This is a genomic window from Paenibacillus sp. LBL (genome assembly GCF_029893715.1).
GTDB classification, from domain to species: Bacteria; Bacillota; Bacilli; order Paenibacillales; family Paenibacillaceae; genus Paenibacillus_AQ; species Paenibacillus_AQ glucanolyticus.
The window spans coordinates 477,278-498,570 of sequence record NZ_JARXYU010000003.1 but is presented as its reverse complement, the minus strand read 5'-3'; the positions used below and the strand labels follow the sequence as shown (position 1 = coordinate 498,570).

The window sequence follows — 21,293 nt, the reverse complement described above, 5'->3', positions numbered from 1 at the left end:
TTCCTCCTTCAGCCCTTCATCCCTGTCGAAGCGATACCCTGAACAAATTGCTTCTGCGCGAACAGATAAACCAAGACAACAGGCAGTGTCGTAATGACGGCCCCTGCCATCAGCAGCGCTTGGTTGACATTCTCCGATTTCAGGTAGAGCAAGCCGAGCGGTAATGTATATAATTCCTTGTCTTGCAAGTAAATCAAGGGTCCCAGCGTGTTGTTCCACGCGCCCATGAAGGTGAATACCCCCAGCGCAGCCAGTGCCGGCTTGCACAGCGGCAGATAGATTTTGAAGAATATGCCCGGAGGGCTGCAGCCATCAATCGTAGCCGATTCATACAGCTCTTTAGGCAAGGACTTGATGAACTGATGCATCAGGAAAATACCGAACGCCCCGCCCAGAAAGCTGGGCACAATCAAAGGGTAATACGAGTTCAATGCGCCAAATTCTTTCCAGATGAAATAGGTTGGAATCATCGTCACTTGAGACGGTATCATCAAGGTTGCCAGCATGATCATATAGATGAGACCCCGCAGACGGAAGGTGAACATCGCAAGCCCAAAGGCCACAAATGCGCTGGAGACCAAGGAACCCACCATCTCGATCGAAACGATGAAAAAACTGTTCATGGTGTAACGACCGAAGTCGATTTTGTTCCATATCGTCATATAGTTATCCCAATTCATCGGATTCGGGATTAACTGCGGCGGCATCTGCGAAATGGCGCCTACCGTTTTCAGCGACGTAGACAACATCCATATGAACGGGAACACCATGAACACCGAACCAACGATCAGCAGCAGGTACATAAGCACCTTAAGTAAGGGGTGAGTGGTCTTAGTCATAGTGCACCCACTTCTTCTCGAAATACTTCTGGAACAGGGTGAAGACTAGAATGATGACAAACAGCAGCCACGCCGTGGCGGATGCAGGGCCCATTTTGAAGAGCAGGAACGCATCCCGGTACACCAGCAGATTCGGAACCATATTCCGTTCCGGGATCCCCGTGGTGATGGACCCGAACAAACCGAGGAACACATCAAATGCCTGAAACGCCGATATGGTCGACAAAATCATCACGAGATACACCATCGGCGTTACCATCGGGAACACAACCTTCGTCAGCTGCTTCCAGCCATTGGCGCCGTCGATTTGCGAGGCTTCCAGCACCTCCTTCGGAACATTTTGCATGCCTGCCAGAATCATGATCATGGATTGTCCTACACCCTTCCAGACCTGAACGATTGCGATGCTGGAGATCACCATCAGCCAATTACTGCTATCAATCCATTTCACAGGGTCGAGCCCCATGGATTCCAGTGCCCAGTTGATGACACCGTATTGGTAGTTGAACATCCATACCCATACCACGCCACCGGCGATCCACGGGGTTACGACGGGCAGGAAGTAGAACAGGCGGAACAATCCCTTGGCCCGAATGGCCTGATTCAGCATAAAGGCGATCACAAACGCCGTGATTGTCTGAATCGGTACGAAAATGAGCGCAAACACAAATACATTTCGGATGGACACCCAGAACTCATGTTTGTTCAAGACGCGAACCCAGTTGCCCAGCCCGATCCATCTTGGCGCGTTAAACAAATCCCACTCCGTGAAGGAAATATACGTGGAGAACACAATCGGAAATAAGAGGAATACCACGACGTTAACGACAAATGGCAATGTGAATATATAGCCCCAGTATCCTTGTTTCTGCATGACACACCTACCTTTCGATAGCGGGAAAGAGATGCAATCCGCTACTTCGTCAAGACTGCACCCGCTCTGATCCCATGAAGCTATTTACTGGAGTCCAGCACTTCCTGAACCTTGGTATGAATATCTTTCGCGCCGTCCTCAACTGAAACATTGCCTACCATGATTTCATTGACCACCTGCTGCACCAGAATGCGCCATTCGCTCCAGGTAGCATTCTCATCCAGGGTAACTCCGCCTTCATCAATACCGTCCGTGAAAGCTGCCTTGTTCAGCGGTTTCGTTGTACTGTCCTTCAATTGATCCAACGCCGACTTCTTCACAGGCAATGTGGAACCCGTCTTGACGATCATGTCCTGTACTTCGTCGCTGAGGTAATATTTCAGGAACTCCCAGGCAGCATCCTTGGATTCCTGCTTCGCTCTGGAGGAGACAAGCCAAGTGTTGGCTACCATCGGAACATAACGCTTGCCGTCAACGCCTTTCGGAATTTTGACAACATCCCAGTTCGTATCCGCAAAGCTCTCGTTCATATTCACCTGCAGGCTGTATTGGAGGAAATACATCGCCGCCTTGCCGCTTGCAAATACTTCGAGCTCGCCGCCGTTCGCTTTCAGAAAGTCGATGTCCGCAAAATATCCCTGGTCCAGCCCATCGTACAGCTGCTGCAGCCCGGTTGCAGTCTTGGGGTCGTCAAACCGCGATTTCGTCAAGGTATCATCCAGTGCGGATCCGCCTGCCTGCTTGATCCAAGGGAACCATCCGTTGGTTATGGAGAACGATCCGATAAATCCGAATTGACTCGTTCTGTCTCCTTCCTTGACCGTCAGTGCCTTGGAGGCTTCGATCAGATCGTTATAGGTCCAGTCATCCGTCGGCACCGCGACGCCAGCTTTCTCGAAAACATCCTGGTTATACGCGAGTGCAATCGGATTAATGCCATGAGGCACACCCCAGACCTTGCCGTCGGGTGCCTTGGCCGAGAACAAACCGTCGATATATTCGTCTGCCTTCAGATCCGCTTCAATGTAGGAGGATAGATCCTCTGCTACACCGCGCTGTCCGTAGCTAAGTATGGTAGCGTTCTCTTGGAACCAGACATCCGGCATCGTGTTGCCTGCGATTTGTGTGGCGATCTTGGATGTGAAGTCCCCCCACGGCGCTTCTTGAATTTCAACCTTAATGTGCGGATGGGAGGTTATAAATCCATCGATAATTTCCTTGCTCGTCACCTCGTAGCTTCCAGGCAGCCCAATCTTCAGGGTCACTTTCTCTTTATTGTCCGTTGATTGATCAGGTGATGCCTCCCCATCGGTTGACCCGCCGGATGAGGAGCATGCGCTGAAAATCATCATAAACGCCAGCATCAGGGAGATTGCACTAAACTTCTTCGACATTGAAAACCCTCCTTTTTTTGTTTAAAAATAGGATTGCGTGTTTTCTGCTCCAGCTCATTCCAAATGTTTTAAAATTTATAGTAATCGATTTCTGTACCGAGTATAGCATGGAAGCCCTTTCTTGAATAGAGTTTTCTATTATCTAAATAATGTTTTTTATTTTAAAAGTCCGAGTTCAGGCTTTGTATAAGGTATTACGAGGTTTATTAGGCATAGTTTTCCACATGTTATTACTGAATGAGATCAAGTTATTATTCAGTAATCGATATCTTTTTAACGTAAAAAAAAGCCCGAGCAATACCTGCTCAGGCTTTATTCCGCTGCATCATTTCCCCTCGCCCCGGATATCCCGGATCGACTTTCTCTCCAGCAGCTTAGGTTGAAGCATCACGTCAAACATCGGGCTGTCATCGCCCTGCATCATATCCAGCAGCATTTTGCAGGCCATCTTCCCCATCTCATAATCTGGCTGCTTAATCGTCGTGAGCGGCGGATGAATCATCTGTCCCACGTCGATGCCGTCAAACCCCATAACCGAAACCTGCTCCGGCACCTGAATATCTCGCTGGGACAACTCGTTGATCACACCGAAGGCCATCATGTCATTGCATGCAAAAATCGCCGTCGGCTGCGGCGAGTGCTCCAGCAATTTCTGCGTCAGCTGCTTGCCGGTATCGAATTCGGTGATGGCATTGTACACTTCCTCAGTCTGAGACTCGACCACCAGCGGCTTCAAACCCGCGTCCTTCATCGCCGACATGTAACCCTGGTGAATGCTTCGGCGGCTTGGACGATCCAGCTTGGAAGTAACATAACCAATGCGTTCATGCCCCTTCTCCTGCAGATGCTTGGTCGCCAGGTAGCCTGCTTTATGGTAGTCGAACTCAATCTGATTGACGTTGTCCTCATCGATCTTCTGGTCAATTGCGATGACATTCAAGCCAAGCTTCATCAATTGTGTCAGTTGACTCTTGTCCTTGGAAATCGAGGAGATAATCAAGCCCTTGACCTGCTTCTCCATGATCGTCCTTAAATATTCATCCTCCAGCGCAGGATCTTGCAGGGAATTGCACACGATAACGGTATAGTTATTCTGCCGGGCTACCTCTTCGATCCCGAAAATGACGGAAGAATAAAACGGATTCACAATAGAAGGAATGATGACTCCGATCGTATTGCTGCTATTCTTCTTCAGCTGTTTACCCAGCATATTCGGGATATAATTGGATTCCTTCGCGATTTGCTGGATACGCTCCTTAAGCTCCTTGCTGACAGGATAGCTGCTGTTGCTCAACACGCGTGAAACCGTCGCCGAAGAAACGTTTGCCATCTTGGCTATATCATGTATCGTGGTCGGCTTCTTCATAGTATCCCTCACTTGTAGTAATCGTTTACTATAGTAAAGTATACAAATAGCTGACATAGAAAGCAATAGAAGCTGGAGGACTTTCGTTTGCCCATCAACTTACTCAGTCAAGCGGCAGCAGACTGATAAATTGAAATGGCGGTACAAGGATTACCCTGAGCACCGCCATTTCTCTATTTAACATTTTTCGGCAACTACTGCTTATCAAGTCCCTCTTTCAGAGCATCCCACAACGGACTGTCGATCTCTATTCGAGGCGGCTGCTCTCCCTTTTCAATTGCCTCCCAGTACTTCCAATTCGGCTTTTTATCTCCCATCTCGTAATCCATCCCGTCCCAAGTGTCTTCTCTGAATGCGTAGAACGCCCAATGCCAGCCATATTCGTTAAATATGGATATCAAATCGGCTAGATATTGATCTGCTCCGGTTACCATCCGGTTAATCCCGAACTCCTCGGCAATTATCCGATTGGCAGGAACGTTATGTTCAGCCGCCCATTTGGCAACGGGCTCCAGAAATTGTTTTAAAGTTTCTTTGTTGAATTCCTTTTCTGTTTGCTGTTCTCCAACCTTCACTTTTCCCGGATATTCAATTGCAAGGCCCTTTTTCTTGTTCTGACTTGTCAGTTCATAAGGCTCATACATATGGAAAGCGTATAACACGTTATCATCCTGCACCGGCTTCAAATATTGGAATGCCCACGGCGTGGCATATAGGCCCGAGTTTAAAATAATGGGTGTGTCGGAATCCACCGTTCGAATGGCCTTGACGATAGTATCGTACAGCTTGTTCAAGTCTGCGGCTGTGCCCTCAACCCCCTTATACCATTCGGCATAATCCTCAGTCCAGAAATCGTGAAAGCCCGTCGCCGTTTCGGGATGCGGCTCGTTGATCAGATTGTAACCAATCACCGCCGGGTGATCCTTCAATCGGCTTGCAAGATCTCTCCAGAAAAGTGCTGCTTGTTCATGATAAGCTTCATCTTCCCATATCCGATCATCGTTCTTCTTGTTATTAAACTGCCTCCAGCGGTCTCCCGGGAGACTGAGGACAGTCAGCACTACTTTGGAGCCGCGAGCTTCAGCCGCATCCAGATCGCCCTTTAATTTAGCAAAATCCTCCTCCACCAAACCTTCATATTGATCTGCATTCCCGATAAGGAAGTCACGGTTCGGCTTCAAGTCCGGCTGGTCATTAAACAGAAAATCACGGTCCTTGGCCCATTTGTCCGGGGCAAGCCGAATAAACTCGATATTGCGTTCCTTGGCGGCTTCGTAATTCTCCGGCAGCGATTCGGAGTTCATAAAGTTTGTCCCTTTGCGCTGCTGGTTCCAAAATGTAATTTTGCCCTTGGGCTCCTCTTGTATTTGCCCAGATCCATTCTCCCCATTTACCGGGGGCTTGGTGTTAGGAGCGGGTTCACCGCATCCGGCTACGAGCATTACAATGGATGCCAGGAGGAGCAGCCGGGAGGCTCTCCAGCGCCTCTTCACCCGGTGCCTTACCGCACTTTGGGAACTAACGCGTTGCGAAATACCTCCTGCGTTTCTTTTTTTGAATTGTATTTTCATATCATCACCTCAGAACCTACTCTAACCCCGGTTTGTTACACGAATGTGACAATCCATCATGCCCATTGGTCTTACTGCTGTCTGCATGCACAAAAAAAGACCGCCAGGGTATCCCTGGCGGCAAAATATATGGTGGAGGAAGGAACTTCATCGTTCAGTAGGAATAAGGAGCAGCTAAAAAATGACTGAGATTACACTTCAGGCGTTCCGTAAGTTGCAAACCAGCCTTTGATGGTATTGAAATCATCTGTAAAGGACAGGGAGAGCTGCAGCAGCACACGCGCTTGTTGAGGACTCAGGTTGTCACCTGAAATGATGCCTTCCCCGCCGCCGTATACGCTACCGGAGCCTGTCCGGGTCGTTGTTACGAAAACCACCCCCTTCTCGATCGCTTCTTTACGGGCCGCACTCATCTCTCTCGAGATACCGCCTGCGCCGGTACCGGAAGTGACGATGCCTTTTGCTCCGTCGGCAACAAAGCCTTTAATCGCGCCGCCGCCAGCTTCCTGATAGGAAACCGCAATCTCAACCTTCGCCAAATCCGCTTTCGTGATTTTGCTCAGGTCAAATACCGGATTCCCTTCTCCCTCTGCCTTCATTGCACGAAGCGGGGCACGATATATCCGTATATTCTCATCGTCGATATATCCGACTGCGCCGAGCATCGGCGTTTCGAAAGTGTCGGTGCGGTAGTCATTGGTTTTGGTTACGCCGCGCGCCAGATGGATCGTATCATTCAGCATGAGCACGGTACCGAAGGATTCTGTGCGGCCGCTTCCGGCAAGCTTGATGGCATTGTACAGGTTCGCTTGGGCATCGGAACCGATAACCGTCCAAGGTCTCATGGAGCCTGTAATCACCACAGGCTTATCGCTTTGCACGGTCAGATCAAGGAAGTACGCAATCTCTTCCATCGTATCTGTTCCCGTTGTGACAACAACGCTGTCATACACCTTCAGGGCTTGGTCGACGGTCTGGGATAGATCATACAAGTCCGCCATCGTATAGGCGCTGGATCCGGAGTTGCCGAACTGGAGAGTGCTGATATCCGCAATCTTGTCCGTGTTCGGGAGTTCACCCACCATGTCTTCAATCTTCAGCGTACCCGCCCGGTAAGATTGGAAGCTGGTGGCATCTGTCGATTGGCCTGCCAATGTCCCGCCTGTCGCAACTACCAGAACGTTAGGTTTCGCCGACTGCTTGGCAGCTTGCGATAATGGAGGAACCGTCGTATTTCTTCCAGGCGCCGCAGGGGTCTGTGCAGGGGCTGGCGTACTAACCGTTCCCTTGACTTCCGTCACCGCAGCAGCGTGCGCCGCATAACTTCCGATCGGGGATAAGGAAATAACAAAAGCAGTTATTGCAGCGGTACTCCAGACGGCTATGGGACGTTTTGACTTTGGTTTCATCATTGCACTCTCCTTTGATGTTTATGTCATATTAACTGACTCAATAATATGTATTCGTTAGCGTTATTCTATTTAATGTTAGTTAATATAACAAAATTGACATGTAATAGAAAAAGCGTTTACAAATAGAGATATGAAACGATATTCTTATATTTTTAGCCATTTTCAACAAATTGAAAATATTAAATCCCAAGATTCGGGAGGGCTTCTATTTATATATAAACCTTATCAATGTGTTATATAACATTACATATAAGGCGATGTATTTATCATTGAATAAAAAAAGGATAGCCCACACCATCCGGTTGGACTATCCTTTTGCAACTCACTCTTTATCCATGTTAATCCGACAACATCGCAGGTTTGCTTCATTCAGCGAATACGCTTCGGCCTCAATCTGCCAAAGGCGGTTTCATTGCTGCATCCTCCCATAACAAGGGCTGACACTGACGCTATCAACATCATTCTAATTTTATTCATAATCCTTACTCTTTATCGTCCTTTGTATTTGTATTCGAGGTAATATGGAACTCTTCCATCATGTTCCGGAAACGTACGCCGAAGCCTTCCGAGGCCTCCAGGAAATACTGCTGCTTCACAACAAAGCTGCCGCCCTGCCCGTTATCAAAAACATAATACCGCACTACCGGATCGTCCCACTCTTTACCGCCGGTTCCGCCAATGGCACGCACTTCCCAGCCTTGAACCGGTTCCTCGACCAGATTCGACTCTACCTTCGGATAGTCTTGCAGCTCACCCTGGATTCGCTCCGCTGCAGCTTTAGGGTCGATGCCCTCCTGCGAGATTTCCATGAACACTTCCGGATAGCGGCCATCCGTCGGCTTCTCCTTCAATTCAATGCGGTCAACGTCCGCTCCATGAACCATCTTAAACCGGCTCTCATCTATATAAATCACGTAATCCGCACCCTCATGCAAGGAATCCACACTCGTTTCCGGCATCCCTTCAAGCTCCTGCTCCACCGTTTTCTCTGGAGCAAACCATTCCTTCACCTGATCGATAAAAGCCTGGACAGGCACCGTCTGAAAACTGACGGCAAACACGATCGCTGCTGCGGCTGCGGTTCCCACGATCCAGCCGGCAGCTCTTCGCCGAGGCCGGCGCCTTACCTTCGACTCGCGCGGAGTGAATGGCGCTTCGGATTCGGCCTTTTGCGGCGCAGGCTCACTATGAATACGCTCTTTAATCGACGTCCATATCTCATCTTTATATTGCATCGCATCATCCGTACCCTTCTCTAAGCTGTCTTTAAGCTGTTTATCCAATGGATCACGTCCCATGCTGATTCCCTCCCCTTTTTTGCAGCATCCATTCCTTTAACTTCTTTCTTGCTCTGAACAATCTGGATTTCACCGTGTTGACGTTCAGCTCCATCATGTCGGCAATATCCTTCTCGGCAAAATCATTCAAATATTTCAGAATCACCGGGATCCGATGCTCGTCATCAAGCCGCTGTACCATCTCGTATACCTCACCATGCCGGTCGAAATCGTAGGTGTCGGTTTCCGAAGGAAGATCCCGCTCCTCCGAAATCTCGGAGGGCACCATCCTCGAATGTTTCTTCAAATACCGGTTGCACTCGTTGTAGAGAATCCGGTTGAACCACGGATCGAAGGGCCTGCTCAAATCATAGGACCCCAAATTGCGGTAAACCCGGATAAAGGTTTCCTGGACCACATCGGCAGCGCTTCCCGCACTTCCGGTTACCGCCGTTGCCGTGCGAATCGCCCGATCCGCATATAACCGGTATAGCTCTTCAAAACCTTCATCGCTGTATTCTGTTTTTAGTCGTTGTATAAGGTCATGTACCAAACCGTGTTTCCCTCCTTCCACTTGGCCAATCACTTATAATACCCTGCCATGCCGGAGAAAAGTTTTCGATATTTATTTTTTTAGTATCTCACAAAAAAAGAATACCTCGATGCCGCACGGCCGAAGTATCCTTTATCAATATTATACCCTGAAATTACACCTGTGCCGGTATCGGCTCGATTGGGGTCGTGTGATGGTTCATCGGCTCTGCCTGCTGCTCTGCCTTGCGCAGGTACTTCTGATTGCGCCAGCGGAAGTAAGACAGCGCACCTCTCAGATATTCGTCAGCGATCATGCACGAATAGATACCGATCAGTCCCCAGCCCATATGAACGCCGAGCACGTAGGACAGCACCGTGGCGACCAGCCACATCGAACCAAGGGAAATATACATCGTGAACCTCGTATCGCCCACAGCATTGAGTGAGTTGCCTAGTGCCATGTTGAGCATTTTGCCCGGCTGAAGAATCAGGTTCATGCCCAGCAGAGAGGCCCCGATTGCGATGATGGTCTGATCATTGGTAAACATGCCAAGCAGCTGCTTGCCGAATACAAACAAGATAAAGCCGTTAACAACAACATAAATCGTGCCGAAGCCCAGCGCGCGGTAGGCGCTTCGGTAGGCCTCCTTCGTACGTCCTGCCCCGAACAGATGGGCAATTTGAATTTGGGCGGCCATCGCGATGGACGAGCCAAGCAGGAAGCAGAAGGATTCGAGTGTATTCATATACGTGCGGGCAGCGAGCTCCGCAGCGCCAAGCGTAGCAATGAAGGTGTAAATGATGAGCTGCGAGAACACCCAGCAGGACATATTCACCCCGAGCGGCCAGCCGATTTTTAATACTCGCCAAACAGCGGACGGTCAAACACTCGGAATTCTCTCCACTTGACCCGGTATTCAAACGAACGCAGGAATATATAGAGCAGCAGCAGAACAGCAAGCAGACGGCTGACCACCGTCGAAATTGCCACACCGGTTAGCCCCCACTGCGGGAAGCCAAAGGCCCCGAAAATAAAGCCGTAGTTCATAATCACGTGGATAATGTTCATGCCAATGGCTACGTACATGGGGGCTCGGGTGTTCCCGGTATTGCGAATGACGGTGCTCATCGTCGCCATCATGGCAATCAGCACCATGCCGCCCCCAACAATCGAGATATAGGTGCCGGCAAGTGGAAGCAGGTTCTCCGGCAATTGAAGCACAGCGGCAATCTGCTCCGGCACAGCAAATAAGATCACGCTGCATACGATGCCGATTAAGGTAGTCACACTTAGTGCCATAATCGCGATCGTTCGGGCATCCCCTGATTTGCTGGAGCCGATTTTTTGCGCAATGAGGATACCGGCACCGCTGGCAACTGTCATAAACAGCGTTGTCATCGCCTGAAAGAGCTGATTGGAGAAGCCTACCACCGCAACCGCGTCATCAGATATACGGCTAACCATCAATGTATCGACTGCTCCAAGCAGAAACTGCAGGAACAGCTCAATAAATATAGGCCACGCAAGGACCCATAGTGTAAATTTGCTTGTGTTTTTATCCAACATTCCAACCTCCACCCATGATGTAAGGGTTAAACACAATTCATGATAAAACGGTCTTTAACCTTCTCAAATTATAGATGGTATACTGGAGTTATAATATCATTTTCCGAACGAAAAATATAAAAATTCAAACCTCGAGGATCACGAAAGGGCTTTCCTATGACCATCCTGAATTTCACCGTTCCGCCGCTTCCGGAATATATCAATAGCGGTCTCACCCGGGCTCCCATCCATGGTGGACATCCCAACCGCAAGAACATCGGCATTTTCGATCTGCTCGTTGTCATGAAGGGTCGGCTTGATGTTACAGAGAATGGCAATCCCTATGAGATCAAACCGGGCATGTATCTCATCCTGCGGCCCGATACGCATCATTTTGGTACAAACGGATGTACCGAAGAGACCGATTATTACTGGCTCCATTTCCAGACCTCCGGGGACTGGCATGCCGACGAGACCATCCAGGCGCCAAGAAAAGAGGAGGTGCCGGAGCTGAAAGCGATGGCGCCGAACTATTTTACCGTCAAAATCCCCCAGTTCGGCACCCTGCCTCAACCGGAGAAAGCCATGGAGCTTCTGGCAACCATGTCCTCGCTGGTTCAGTACGGCCATCAGGCCAAATTTTTATGGCGGCAGCAGGTGGTTTTTCAAGAGCTCATTGAACAGCTGGCCGCCGCACTCGATACGCCGGTATCCTCGCCTTCGTCCGCTTGCGCCGAACGGGCCGCGGCTTATTTGCGGAAGCATTATCGTGAGGAATTCAAGGTGCAGGAGCTTGGTGACCGCATCAACTTTCACCCTGTGTATATTGCGCGCTGCATGCAGAAGGAATTCGGCTGCTCGCCTGTTGAATATTTGCAGCGCTACCGGATCGAGCAAGCCAAGATGCTGCTGATGCAGACGGATTTCAATATCAGTCGTATCGCAGAGGAGGTCGGATTCAACCATGCGGCCTACTTTACCTCCTGCTTCACGAAGCAGGAAGGCATATCTCCGCGGAAATATAGACAGCGGTTCTTTATGAATTAAAATCATTTTCGACAAATTCGAGAAAGTGACTTGCATCCCGTGCGGGAAGTCTTTATAATGAGAATTAGCCATATGATAATGATTATCATTACCGGACAAGTGAGAATGTGTTGAGAATCTATGCAACACTTGAGGTTACACCTGTTTCGCTTGGAGAGTCTATAGATAAAAGGAGAGCCGATTGACTTATGAAAACGACTTCCCGCCGCTGTTCTCTGCAAATGGATGACTATCTGGACCTGCTGAATCTCGCCATCCAGCTCGGAGACGTGAAATGGCAGAAAGAAATCACCCGCAAAATGGAAATGACGCTGTCCATGCTGGAAACAGCCGCTCAGTAAATATAGAAGACACAAGGATTACATAATCCTGTATATAGGAAAGACACCCATCGCTAATTCCAGGCAGGAACCAGGAACCCCGGTAAGGTGTCTTTTTTTGCTATGTATGAATGCCTTCTACTTGACCGAATAACCATGAAGATCTTGCCCCAAACGTTTGTTAAGCGCTACCAATCCATCGTAATTGGATATATTCAGCGTCACCTCGGCACCCTCCTGCGACTCTGGTAGATAGTATACCTCGCTCATAAGGGAGAGCAGCGCTTCCGAATCCCGCATGATGAGAGCGTATTTATCCTCGTCAGCTTCCAGGAAACGACCGTTCTCTGCGTAGCTGTCCCGAATGCTATCCGACAAGGCCAGCATCTTCTCCGCAATCGGGTTTAACAATGAAGAATGGACAGCCTTATCCGCCGTCCTGGAGTATGCTTCAATCGCCGCAAGCTTCAATCGAACCTCCGCCAGGCGCGCTTCATGAAGCGGCATCGACTTCAGCTTCAGGATGTCGGTATAGTGGCTCCATATTTGAGCAAGAGACGTCCCCAATACGCTTTGCAGGGTCATTCTCGCCCCCTGCTCCATCCTCTTCTGATGTTCAAGCACAACAACGGTACATACAACAATTAAGGCTACAATCCATACCCAGACCCATTTGGCCGATTTCGACATGACACACCTCCAACTCTATTTATTTTACCATAAAAAGGATAAACCAAGAGGTTGGATATCTCCTCTCACTTAAAAAATCCCGCCATTTTCCAAGCGCAGAAAACGGCAGGATGATAAGGGATGCACAGGAAATGGCAGCCAGGCTATCCCTGCTGCAGCCCGGCATCCGTCTGAACCTTAATCCGGAATTCATGCGGCGAGATCCCTTCAAGCTCCTTGAACACACGTGAGAATTGCTTGATGTTCTCAAACCCGACGGCTTTGCCTATGTCTGTAAGCTTCAGTGTCCCATCCTGGATTAGATCTTTGGCCTTGGCAATCCGCAGCTTCTTGAGAAAGACCACAAAGTTCTCGCCCGTATGAGCCTTGAACGCTTCACTGAAATAGGAATAATTCAAAGAAACATGATTGCTGACCATCGCCATATTAAGCGGTCTATGGAAATTCTCCTCCATGTAACTCACAGCGGCTTTGATCTCGGAATGCTCGCTGTGGGCGGAGCGGATGCCCTTGATGTATTCATTCACGTTAAGCAGCAGATGCTCCAGATTTCTGAAATACGAGTGAAAATGACGGTAATTGTCCATCGTGCCTACCTTGCGGTACAGCTTCAATACCTCCACCATAGACTCCCCGTAAATTCGAAACACTTCATCCAGTACCTGTTCATTAATCCGCTTGCTGACCTGCTCCAAATAATCAATGGCTACATGCGGCATATCCTCGATATGAAAAATATCCAGCAGCAGCGCCTTGATCTCACGCTCGCGTTCTGTACCCAGCATATTGCCCAGCTTGCGGATATCCTCCTCCGGCACCGGATAGGTATGCAGCGCTCCCTGAATATCGTCATGACTCATCAACTTAACGTTAGGATGTATGAACGTATAATTCATCGCGGTCAGGGCTTGCTTGTAGCAAGCCCTGATATCTTCCACCCGGAAACCCTCGCAGCTGATCCCTACGAAGAGCCCGTCCATCTCTCGCTCGGTAAACTGCCGTGCAAGCTCCTCGAATAAACCGTCCGGGCTCCCGATCAGCACAACCTTTCCTGTGCCGTCCAGGAAGCAAGCACTGATTCGCCCTTCGACAGAAGCCATTATATGATCAATCAGTTGCTTGAGCTCATTCTTGTTCATGGCATTGCCGTCTTCATACTTATACTTCATCACTGCAAGTCGGAACGGCTTCATAAACGTATCAAAGCCGATCTCTTTCGCCGCAGCTTCCATATCCTTGAGGGAACCTTCCGGCTGCTCTAACAACTCCTTCAGGCGATGGGCCTGCAGCTGCTGAAAATACACCTCGCTGGCCGCCATTCGTTTATGCACATCCGCCTGCCAGAGCAACGCTTCTTCCGTCTTTCTCAGCGCGGCGAAAAGTTCATCCCGGCGGATCGGCTTAAGCAAATACTCCTTCACCTGATACCGGATCGCTGCCTTCGCATATTCAAAATCATCATAACCACTTAAGATTAGCACGATGGGCTTAACCCCCAGTGTGCTCTCCAGCTCAGTAAATGCCTCAATCAGGCGAATCCCGTCCATGACCGGCATCCGGATGTCTGTAATTACGATATCGGCCGGCTGCTCATGAAAGGAATCCAGCGCTTCCTGTCCCTGTGCAGCTATCCGGATATCGTATTGATCCGGGAACTCCCGTTCAATCATCATTTTCAGTCCATGCCGGATATTCTTCTCATCGTCTACGATCATCAGACTTCTCATGTCCACTGCCTCCTCCTGTTAACAGAACCTTAGGGAACGTCATGGTCACCTGCGTGAATATTCCTTCTTCGCTCTTCACTTCGAGTCCATAATCGTTTCCGTAGAACAACCGGATTCGCTGGTGCACATTCCGAAGTCCGATTCCTCCAGCCTGTGCCCCTCCCCTTCCGTAGTCTCCGGATGGAAGGTCTTCATTGTCAACCGTGCGCAGACTCTCACCCAGCCTGCCCAGTCGATACGGCTCAATACCGATCCCGTTATCCGTTACGTTAATCGTAATTCGGTCCTCTTCCCATGCAATCACGTTGATCTTAACCCGTTTCTCCTGATCCAGCGCCTCTGGCCAGGCATGCTTGACGGCATTCTCCACAATCGGCTGCAGTGACATCTTCAGCACCTCAAGCTCCATAAACTCAGACGGTATGTTAAGCTCAAGCCATATCGGTTCATCAAAACGGATATTCATCACATCAATATAATTGCGGATATGACGGATCTCATCCCTCAGCTTCACGTACTCTCCCGACCACTTAAAGTTGTAGCGCATCATCCCGCCGAGCGAGGTCAGCGCGTCCGAGATCGTCCGCTGCCCTTCAATTTCCGCCAGCATCTTAATATTCTCAAGTGTATTGTACAGAAAGTGGGAGTCAATCTGACTATGCAGCGTCCGAAGCTCTGCCTCCTTGGTCACCGCTTGCTTCCTTACCCCTTGGGCAATCAGTTCGTTAATGGTTCGGATTAATTTGTTAAAATGATGCGCCAGCTCTCCAACCTCGCCGCCGCCCTGTATGGTCAGGCCCGCAGTGACTTCCCCTTTGCGGACTCTTTTCATTGCCTCCGTTAAACGCCTCAAACTCTTCAGGATGATGGAATTCATGTAGTACGTAATGATCGACAGCAGAATGATCAGCAGGATATTGGCTGCTATAATCTGCCCCTGGGCTTTGGATACGTTATTCAGAGCCCCTTCCAGCGACACGACATTCAGCACGTAAGCATGAAGCCGCTCCACCGGCGTTGCAATCAGCAAGAACGAGGAACCATTCACGCCGAATTGCGCATGCACCGTTTTTTCCAGATCATCGGCCTGCTGCCTCAGGTTAGCGAATTGGACCTCGACCTCTTCCCGCAAGCCCTCATGGCCGGTCATGAACGATTGGCTTCTGTCCATGAACAGCTGCCCCTCCTGATCTACGATCATCATCTGTGAGCTTTCATCCAGGATACCGGCAAAGGTCTTCGGAGCAAAGTACTTGAGCAGCATGTCAACCTGGACCACTCCGCTGTAACTCCCGAGATGGACCTGACGGATCAAGGATACCTTCGGCAATTCCTCGGACACATCCGCTGCGTAACGCTGTAAAATATCAGGGTCACGGTGGTTGAACACCCATAGTTCCCCACCGTTTAATTCCTTGATTTTAGAAAACCAGGGCTCACCGACAATCCGGTTCTCCTGAAATATAATAGGCCACATCTCCGTAACGTTCGGATTATCCGTAAATAAACGAAGGTGGGTAATGTTAGGGTTGTTCGTCTGAATTCGCTGCATGTCCTTAAATGGCCCCCAAGCCAACTCAATCAGCCATGCCGGTTCGGGTTCTTCACTCAACCGCAGATACTCCTTGATTCCATCATCCGAAATCGACAGCTGTGCAGCCATTTCGATCGCCTCAATCTGGTTAAGCATGTTCATCTTCTCGATCTCCAGCAGGAATGAGTTCTGGTTCAGCGCATCGCTAATATAGGTCTCCCGAATCTGCTTGAAAAAATAGTTCGATACGATGATGCTCGGAATGAGCAGAATCAATATATAGGCCGCAACCAGACGGCTCTGCATGGACCTGCGGCCAAACCAATAAGTAAACGATTGAATAAGCGATGCCATTCGTTTCACCATGACTGTCACATCCCGTTTTATGTAATGAACATACCCTAATCCAGAATGGACAAGGACAACAGCATCAGCCGATCGGATACAAACCCTATATTATCTCGTGATGCGACAAAAGGCACCCTATTTCGACAAAATCGAGGATAGGGTACCTAAAGCCTTCATTCTGTTCATCTACCAGATCGTAAACGAAATCCTTATTGCAGGAATTCCTCAAGCTTCTTCACGTTCTCTTCGTATTCTTTCTGTCTGTATTCATGCACTTTGGCAAATCCGAGCGATTCGCGTTTTTCCAAATAACCGTTCCAAATCTGATCAAACTCGGCATCGGTTTTGGCAAAGATCAGTTTCGGCAGTATTTTACCCCACTCGTTCATGACCTTGTCATTTATAATGCCTTCCTCAGAACTTGCATCCGGGTCCAATTGGTCAAATTGCGAGAAGCTTTCCGTCTTGCCGCGCGTCCAGTCTTCCAGCTGCTTGAACGGCTCTACAGCCGGAGGTGCCCAAGCAGGCGTAATATTGGTATCCATCAGCATCCAGAAGGTATGGGATGCTCCGTACTTCTTGTCGAACGCTCCGCGGTCGCTGTTCAGCAGCTGCGCAACTTCAGGCAGGAACTGGTCTTTGCCGTCAATCGTATCCCATGTTACGCCTTTTTCGCCAAGGTAGGTGTCACGCTGTCCTTCTTCGGAGATCAGGTAATCCAGGAAGCGGATGGCACGTGCTTTGTCCTTTACGTTCTTGGAGATCAATGTAACCGTCCAGCCGGAAATCGATGGACCGGACAGGGTCGGCTGATCCAGATTGGAGTTGGCCGGTCCGTCAACCGCGATGTACACGGAGTTCGGATCATTAGCAAACAGCGCGTTCTGCTGGTTCGCCATATCACTGCGCTGGTAGAGCATCGCGAAGTAACGGCCCTGTGCCATTTTCTCTTCCATTTGCGGACGTTTATCCACAAAGATATCTTTGGACATCAGTCCCTTTTCATTAGCAAGACGCAGGGTCTTGAGCCATTTTACATATTCCGGATCTGTCGTGCGGTCATTCAGCTTTCCGTCTTTATCCTGTGGAATGGCCAGAAAGTTCTGCAGGTAGCCTTCCAACGAGCTGTTGCCTTTTTCATGGAAATCATGCAGACCAAACGGAATGAGCGGCTGCCCGTTCACATCCGGGAACATTTTCTTGGCGTCCTCAAGCGCTTTCAGGAAACCTTCCGGTGTGCGCATCTCCGGGCTTCCAAGCGCCTCATACATGTCTTTACGTACCAGGAACGTTTGGTTCGACGTGATGTTGTCGCCAAACTTCTCATAGTCCTTCGGTGATGAGGAAGCATTCGGATAACCGTAGATGTTGCCGTCATCCTTCGTGTACCATGACACTTTTGCAGGGTCGGATACTTTATAGAAATACGGATCATACTGATCGGCCAATTCGTTCAGAGGCAGGACCAGATCGCCTTCAATCATTTTTTTGACAGCGTCTTCATACCATCCCAGCGTAATAAAATCGGGCAAGGTACCGGATGCAATCATCGTATTCATCTTCTCGGCTTCGTTCCCCGCCGGTACGATCAGGTTAAGATTCACCCCGGTCTTCTTGGTTACGTATTGGGAAGTAATATCCTCGCCCCATTTGTTCGGGAACCAGGCAAAGTTGATGTACCAGTCAAACGTAATCGGTGAAGTGTCAACTTGCCACCCCGGCTGATCCTGAGTCAGTTTCACTTCTTCTGCCGGTTTTTCCTCCTCTTTTTCCGACGCGCTATTATCACCGCCGGACGAGCATGCTGTTGTAAAGGCCATGACCAGTGCGAACATCAACAACAGAAGGCTCTTTGGCTTAAGCATCTTGCTCATGTGTTTTCCCCTTTTCTTATTTAAAAATATGATTATATAGAACTCCCGCCGGATGTGGCAAGAGAAGCTACCGCCTGTATATCTCTCTCCTCCCGGATTTCTCCGGAAGATGGGAGAGGAAAGCTTAACACCGACTTATCCCTTAATGGAACCAATCATCATCCCTTTGACGAAGTACCGCTGCAGGAACGGATATACGAATACAATAGGCGCAGTGGTCACCACCATGGTCGCCATTTTGATTGATTGCGATGTGACCGTCTTGGCAACACCGCCCGGAACCTGGGCCATCATCTGGTTGGAGCTGGATTGAGCCACAACCTTATACAAATACGTCTGGATCGGCTGCAAATCCGTATTGTTAATGTAGATAACCCCGGTGAAATAATCGTTCCACTGGAACACCCCATGAAACAGCGCGATCGTCGCGATAACCGGCATAGACACTGGCAGCACCACCCGGAGGAAGATCGACCAGTCGTTGGCTCCGTCGATTTTTGCTGCCTCCTCCAGGCCATCCGGGATTTCCCGGAAGAAGGTCATGAAGATGATCAGATCGAAGAAACTGAACATTGCCGGAATGATGTATACCAGGAAGCTGTCCAGCATGTTTAAGTCCTTGATCAGCAGATAGGTAGGAATGAGGCCCCCGCCAAAAAACATGGTCACCGTTCCCATCAGAATATACAACTTGCCGCCAATCAGGCCTTTGCGGGAGAAAGCATACGCAACCATTGCCGTGAAGAGGACGTGGATCAACACGCCGATCACGGTTTTGGCCACGGTAATTCCCATGGCGGTCATGATGCCGGAGCTCTGAAACACCGCGCTGAAATTCTCGAAGCTGAATACCCGCGGCCACCAGTAGATACCTCCGCGCATGGCATCCTGCCCGTCGTTGAAGGCATTCACCAGCACGTACCAGATCGGGTATATCGTCAAAAAGCATACAATCAACATGCCGAAGTTGTTGAATATATCGAAGAAGGCTTCGCCTTTGGTTCTGCGTTTAAGCATGGAATTCCCGTCTCCCTTCCCGTTAGAATAGTGATGTGTCGTTCAGCTTTTTGGTAACCTGGTTCGCGATCAGCAGCAGGATAATAGCAATGACGGACTTGAACAGTGCGACCGCTTGCGCGTAGGAGTAACGTCCGTTCTGCATCCCGGTGTGGTACACGAAAATATCGATTACGTTACTCGCGCTTTCATTAAGCGAGTTCCGCAGCACCAAAATCTGATCGAAGTTGGAATTGAGCACACCACCGACCGCCAGAATGAAAAGAATGGAGATGGTCGATTTGATACTTGGAAGCGTAATGTACCACATCTTCTGGAACCGTCCTGCACCGTCAATCGTGGATGCCTCGTACATTTCAGGAGAAATGCTGGCGATGGCTGCCAGATAAATAATCGCAGACCAACCAAGCTCCTTCCATATATCCGAGGTGATGATAATCCCCCAGAAATATTTCGGTTCGGCCAGATACGTGATCGGCGCATCAATGATATTCAGAGCCAGCAAGATATTGTTGATAATTCCGATGTCGGCAAGCCAGGTCATCAGAATGCCGCCCAGTATAACCCATGACAAGAAGTGAGGCAGATAAGAGATCGTCTGGATTGTTCTCTTGTAGCGAACAGACCGAATCTCATTCAGGAAAAGCGCAAAGATAATCGGAAGCGGAAAACCGATGAACAGCTTCAGCAAGCTGATGCCGAGTGTGTTCCGCATGACGTTCGTAAAGTCCTCGTCCGAGAAAAACTCCTTAAAATGCTCCAGCCCAACCCATGGGGCCTCGCCAATGGACTTCACAATGTTGAATTCTTTAAATGCGATGATGACACCGTACATGGGAATGTAGTTAAAGATGATCATCCACACAATGCCGAGCAGTGCCATAATTTGAAGATGCCGTTGACCGTAGAGCTTTCGGAGCCATCTTTTTCTATCAAGTTTCTTCTGATCCTGCGCAGAAGGTTCCCTCGATGGACCGACACCGGTTTCGGAAACGTCGGCATGAAGTTGATTTTGCATGGTTATGACCTCCAAGTTGATCCTATCAGATTGAAAACCCTTACATTCTCTATGTTTCTATTGTAGATCGTACTTTCCCTGCATGTAAGGTTTCAGATTTCGTTTCAAGGGGCTCATTTTTCGGGTAAACTCCCTCGATGAGAGCCCTTGTCCTCCCCATAACACAAAAAAAGGCATGAACAGCAGCTTCAAGAGCTGTCATTCATGCCTCAATCCTGCAAATGAATCCTGCTATCCGTGATCTAACCGATCACGTCAGCAGCATTATCCGCTTTTTTCCAACGTATATCAAACGGTTTCCCAATTAATCCTCTTTGTTTTCCTCACGCTGTTCCTGTTTACTCTCGTGTTCCTGTTGATACTTCTCACGCATCAGCTTCTGCATGATGAATTTCTCCTGATCGTTCAAGCCGCCTTGGTTCTCCTGAATGATCATGTTGTCGATGTTTCGCTTCAGTACCTCGGTTTGCGTGTTCAATACATTTCACTCCTTTGAATTTTGCGACCCCTATGCTGCGAAATCACTCTGAGCTCAGAATGTTAAGGGTACACATATTACTAACCATTCTCCTTCCAATGAAACAGAAATAGACGGATTTACCATAAAATCCGAAGGTAGCTTCAAGAAGAATTCGTATTTGCCCAGCGCTTTCTCTAGGTATTAGCTGCTATTTGCGTTCGATCTGAATCCCCTTAGCCAGAGATTTCTGTTGTTTATTGGTATTAACAAGCTGCGGCAGACTTCTCGATTCCTTGACCATAGGGGAATGACACAAATGGCATACCGGTTCCGTGTCGAACGCAAAATCGTCCCGCATCCACCCTTTGCAGTCTTCCTTTGTGCATGCCCAAACTTCCGTTATTTCTTCAGGAATACTCTCCATCGAGTTTTTACGCGAATACAT

Annotated in this window: 18 protein-coding genes and 1 pseudogene; 2 read left to right on the top strand and 17 right to left on the bottom strand. The window is 49.1% G+C overall.

All coding sequences use genetic code 11. The features are described 5' to 3' along the window. Positions 1 to 8: 8 nt before the first annotated feature. From M2277_RS10535 to M2277_RS10495, 9 genes and pseudogenes are all read right to left on the bottom strand, one after another. Positions 9 to 839, bottom strand: coding sequence for a carbohydrate ABC transporter permease (locus tag M2277_RS10535; protein WP_063478461.1), 831 nt, complete (start codon positions 837 to 839; stop codon positions 9 to 11). Further along, the gene (locus M2277_RS10530; protein WP_280754731.1) at positions 832 to 1,713 is read right to left on the bottom strand and encodes a carbohydrate ABC transporter permease; all 882 of its coding nucleotides are present in this window, start codon (positions 1,711 to 1,713) and stop codon (positions 832 to 834) included. Before M2277_RS10530 ends, M2277_RS10535 begins: the two co-directional genes overlap by 8 nt. An 80-nt stretch (positions 1,714 to 1,793) precedes the next feature. Next, on the bottom strand, positions 1,794 to 3,107 hold the full coding sequence (locus M2277_RS10525) for an ABC transporter substrate-binding protein (RefSeq protein ID WP_280754730.1): 1,314 nt from the start codon (positions 3,105 to 3,107) through the stop codon (positions 1,794 to 1,796). A 325-nt stretch (positions 3,108 to 3,432) separates the two neighbouring features. Next, positions 3,433 to 4,473 (bottom strand): LacI family DNA-binding transcriptional regulator, encoded by a 1,041-nt coding sequence (locus M2277_RS10520; protein WP_280754729.1) that lies wholly within the window; start codon positions 4,471 to 4,473, stop codon positions 3,433 to 3,435. A 194-nt stretch (positions 4,474 to 4,667) separates the two neighbouring features. After that, positions 4,668 to 6,044 carry a glycoside hydrolase family 5 protein gene (locus M2277_RS10515; protein WP_280754728.1) on the bottom strand — a complete coding sequence of 459 codons (1,377 nt, stop codon included), beginning with the start codon at positions 6,042 to 6,044 and terminating at the stop codon, positions 4,668 to 4,670. 191 nt (positions 6,045 to 6,235) lie between these two features. Further along, positions 6,236 to 7,456 carry an asparaginase gene (locus M2277_RS10510; protein ID WP_280754727.1) on the bottom strand — a complete coding sequence of 407 codons (1,221 nt, stop codon included), beginning with the start codon at positions 7,454 to 7,456 and terminating at the stop codon, positions 6,236 to 6,238. Positions 7,457 to 7,938: 482 nt separating this feature from the next. Beyond that, positions 7,939 to 8,754 (bottom strand): hypothetical protein, encoded by an 816-nt coding sequence (locus M2277_RS10505; protein ID WP_006207908.1) that lies wholly within the window; start codon positions 8,752 to 8,754, stop codon positions 7,939 to 7,941. Next, positions 8,744 to 9,286 carry an RNA polymerase sigma factor gene (locus M2277_RS10500; RefSeq protein ID WP_280754726.1) on the bottom strand — a complete coding sequence of 181 codons (543 nt, stop codon included), beginning with the start codon at positions 9,284 to 9,286 and terminating at the stop codon, positions 8,744 to 8,746. Before M2277_RS10500 ends, M2277_RS10505 begins: the two co-directional genes overlap by 11 nt. Before the next feature lie 154 nt (positions 9,287 to 9,440). Continuing rightward, a pseudogene (locus M2277_RS10495) lies at positions 9,441 to 10,834 on the bottom strand (MATE family efflux transporter). 156 nt (positions 10,835 to 10,990) lie between these two features. On the opposite strand from M2277_RS10495, the gene M2277_RS10490 reads away from it, so the two are divergent. Together M2277_RS10490 and M2277_RS10485 are read left to right on the top strand one after the other, a co-directional pair. Continuing rightward, on the top strand, positions 10,991 to 11,860 hold the full coding sequence (locus tag M2277_RS10490) for an AraC family transcriptional regulator (RefSeq protein ID WP_280754725.1): 870 nt from the start codon (positions 10,991 to 10,993) through the stop codon (positions 11,858 to 11,860). Positions 11,861 to 12,048: 188 nt separating this feature from the next. After that, a complete protein-coding gene (locus M2277_RS10485) occupies positions 12,049 to 12,201 on the top strand; it encodes a hypothetical protein (protein WP_006207904.1) in 153 nt (50 codons plus the stop codon). 117 nt (positions 12,202 to 12,318) lie between these two features. On the opposite strand, the gene M2277_RS10480 is transcribed toward M2277_RS10485, so the two are convergent. The 8 genes from M2277_RS10480 to M2277_RS10445 form a co-directional block, all read right to left on the bottom strand. Beyond that, the gene (locus tag M2277_RS10480) at positions 12,319 to 12,870 is read right to left on the bottom strand and encodes a hypothetical protein (RefSeq protein WP_148248341.1); all 552 of its coding nucleotides are present in this window, start codon (positions 12,868 to 12,870) and stop codon (positions 12,319 to 12,321) included. Positions 12,871 to 13,013: 143 nt separating this feature from the next. Continuing rightward, positions 13,014 to 14,597 carry a response regulator gene (locus M2277_RS10475; protein ID WP_148248342.1) on the bottom strand — a complete coding sequence of 528 codons (1,584 nt, stop codon included), beginning with the start codon at positions 14,595 to 14,597 and terminating at the stop codon, positions 13,014 to 13,016. Continuing rightward, a complete protein-coding gene (locus tag M2277_RS10470) occupies positions 14,569 to 16,497 on the bottom strand; it encodes a cache domain-containing sensor histidine kinase (protein WP_280754724.1) in 1,929 nt (642 codons plus the stop codon). The genes M2277_RS10475 and M2277_RS10470 overlap by 29 nt, the downstream gene beginning before the upstream one ends. A 191-nt stretch (positions 16,498 to 16,688) precedes the next feature. Continuing rightward, on the bottom strand, positions 16,689 to 18,353 hold the full coding sequence (locus tag M2277_RS10465) for an extracellular solute-binding protein (RefSeq protein WP_006207900.1): 1,665 nt from the start codon (positions 18,351 to 18,353) through the stop codon (positions 16,689 to 16,691). Positions 18,354 to 18,488: 135 nt separating this feature from the next. Further along, on the bottom strand, positions 18,489 to 19,370 hold the full coding sequence (locus M2277_RS10460; RefSeq protein ID WP_006207899.1) for a carbohydrate ABC transporter permease: 882 nt from the start codon (positions 19,368 to 19,370) through the stop codon (positions 18,489 to 18,491). A 22-nt stretch (positions 19,371 to 19,392) separates the two neighbouring features. Beyond that, the gene (locus M2277_RS10455; protein WP_036643917.1) at positions 19,393 to 20,388 is read right to left on the bottom strand and encodes an ABC transporter permease; all 996 of its coding nucleotides are present in this window, start codon (positions 20,386 to 20,388) and stop codon (positions 19,393 to 19,395) included. Between the two features lie 304 nt (positions 20,389 to 20,692). Then, a complete protein-coding gene (locus M2277_RS10450; RefSeq protein WP_006207898.1) occupies positions 20,693 to 20,866 on the bottom strand; it encodes a hypothetical protein in 174 nt (57 codons plus the stop codon). 190 nt (positions 20,867 to 21,056) lie between these two features. Continuing rightward, positions 21,057 to 21,293: a cold-shock protein gene (locus tag M2277_RS10445; RefSeq protein ID WP_006207897.1), complete on the bottom strand. Its 237-nt coding sequence runs from the start codon at positions 21,291 to 21,293 to the stop codon at positions 21,057 to 21,059.

Coding starts and splice junctions, on each gene's coding strand:
- M2277_RS10535 (WP_063478461.1), bottom strand. CDS start 839: ATGACTAAGACCACTCACCCCTTACTTAAGGTGCTTATGTACCTGCTG.
- M2277_RS10530 (WP_280754731.1), bottom strand. CDS start 1,713: ATGCAGAAACAAGGATACTGGGGCTATATATTCACATTGCCATTTGTC.
- M2277_RS10525 (WP_280754730.1), bottom strand. CDS start 3,107: ATGTCGAAGAAGTTTAGTGCAATCTCCCTGATGCTGGCGTTTATGATG.
- M2277_RS10520 (WP_280754729.1), bottom strand. CDS start 4,473: ATGAAGAAGCCGACCACGATACATGATATAGCCAAGATGGCAAACGTT.
- M2277_RS10515 (WP_280754728.1), bottom strand. CDS start 6,044: ATGAAAATACAATTCAAAAAAAGAAACGCAGGAGGTATTTCGCAACGC.
- M2277_RS10510 (WP_280754727.1), bottom strand. CDS start 7,456: ATGATGAAACCAAAGTCAAAACGTCCCATAGCCGTCTGGAGTACCGCT.
- M2277_RS10505 (WP_006207908.1), bottom strand. CDS start 8,754: ATGGGACGTGATCCATTGGATAAACAGCTTAAAGACAGCTTAGAGAAG.
- M2277_RS10490 (WP_280754725.1), top strand. CDS start 10,991: ATGACCATCCTGAATTTCACCGTTCCGCCGCTTCCGGAATATATCAAT.
- M2277_RS10485 (WP_006207904.1), top strand. CDS start 12,049: ATGAAAACGACTTCCCGCCGCTGTTCTCTGCAAATGGATGACTATCTG.
- M2277_RS10480 (WP_148248341.1), bottom strand. CDS start 12,870: ATGTCGAAATCGGCCAAATGGGTCTGGGTATGGATTGTAGCCTTAATT.
- M2277_RS10475 (WP_148248342.1), bottom strand. CDS start 14,597: ATGAGAAGTCTGATGATCGTAGACGATGAGAAGAATATCCGGCATGGA.
- M2277_RS10470 (WP_280754724.1), bottom strand. CDS start 16,497: ATGGTGAAACGAATGGCATCGCTTATTCAATCGTTTACTTATTGGTTT.
- M2277_RS10465 (WP_006207900.1), bottom strand. CDS start 18,353: ATGAGCAAGATGCTTAAGCCAAAGAGCCTTCTGTTGTTGATGTTCGCA.
- M2277_RS10460 (WP_006207899.1), bottom strand. CDS start 19,370: ATGCTTAAACGCAGAACCAAAGGCGAAGCCTTCTTCGATATATTCAAC.
- M2277_RS10455 (WP_036643917.1), bottom strand. CDS start 20,388: ATGCAAAATCAACTTCATGCCGACGTTTCCGAAACCGGTGTCGGTCCA.
- M2277_RS10445 (WP_006207897.1), bottom strand. CDS start 21,293: ATGTATTCGCGTAAAAACTCGATGGAGAGTATTCCTGAAGAAATAACG.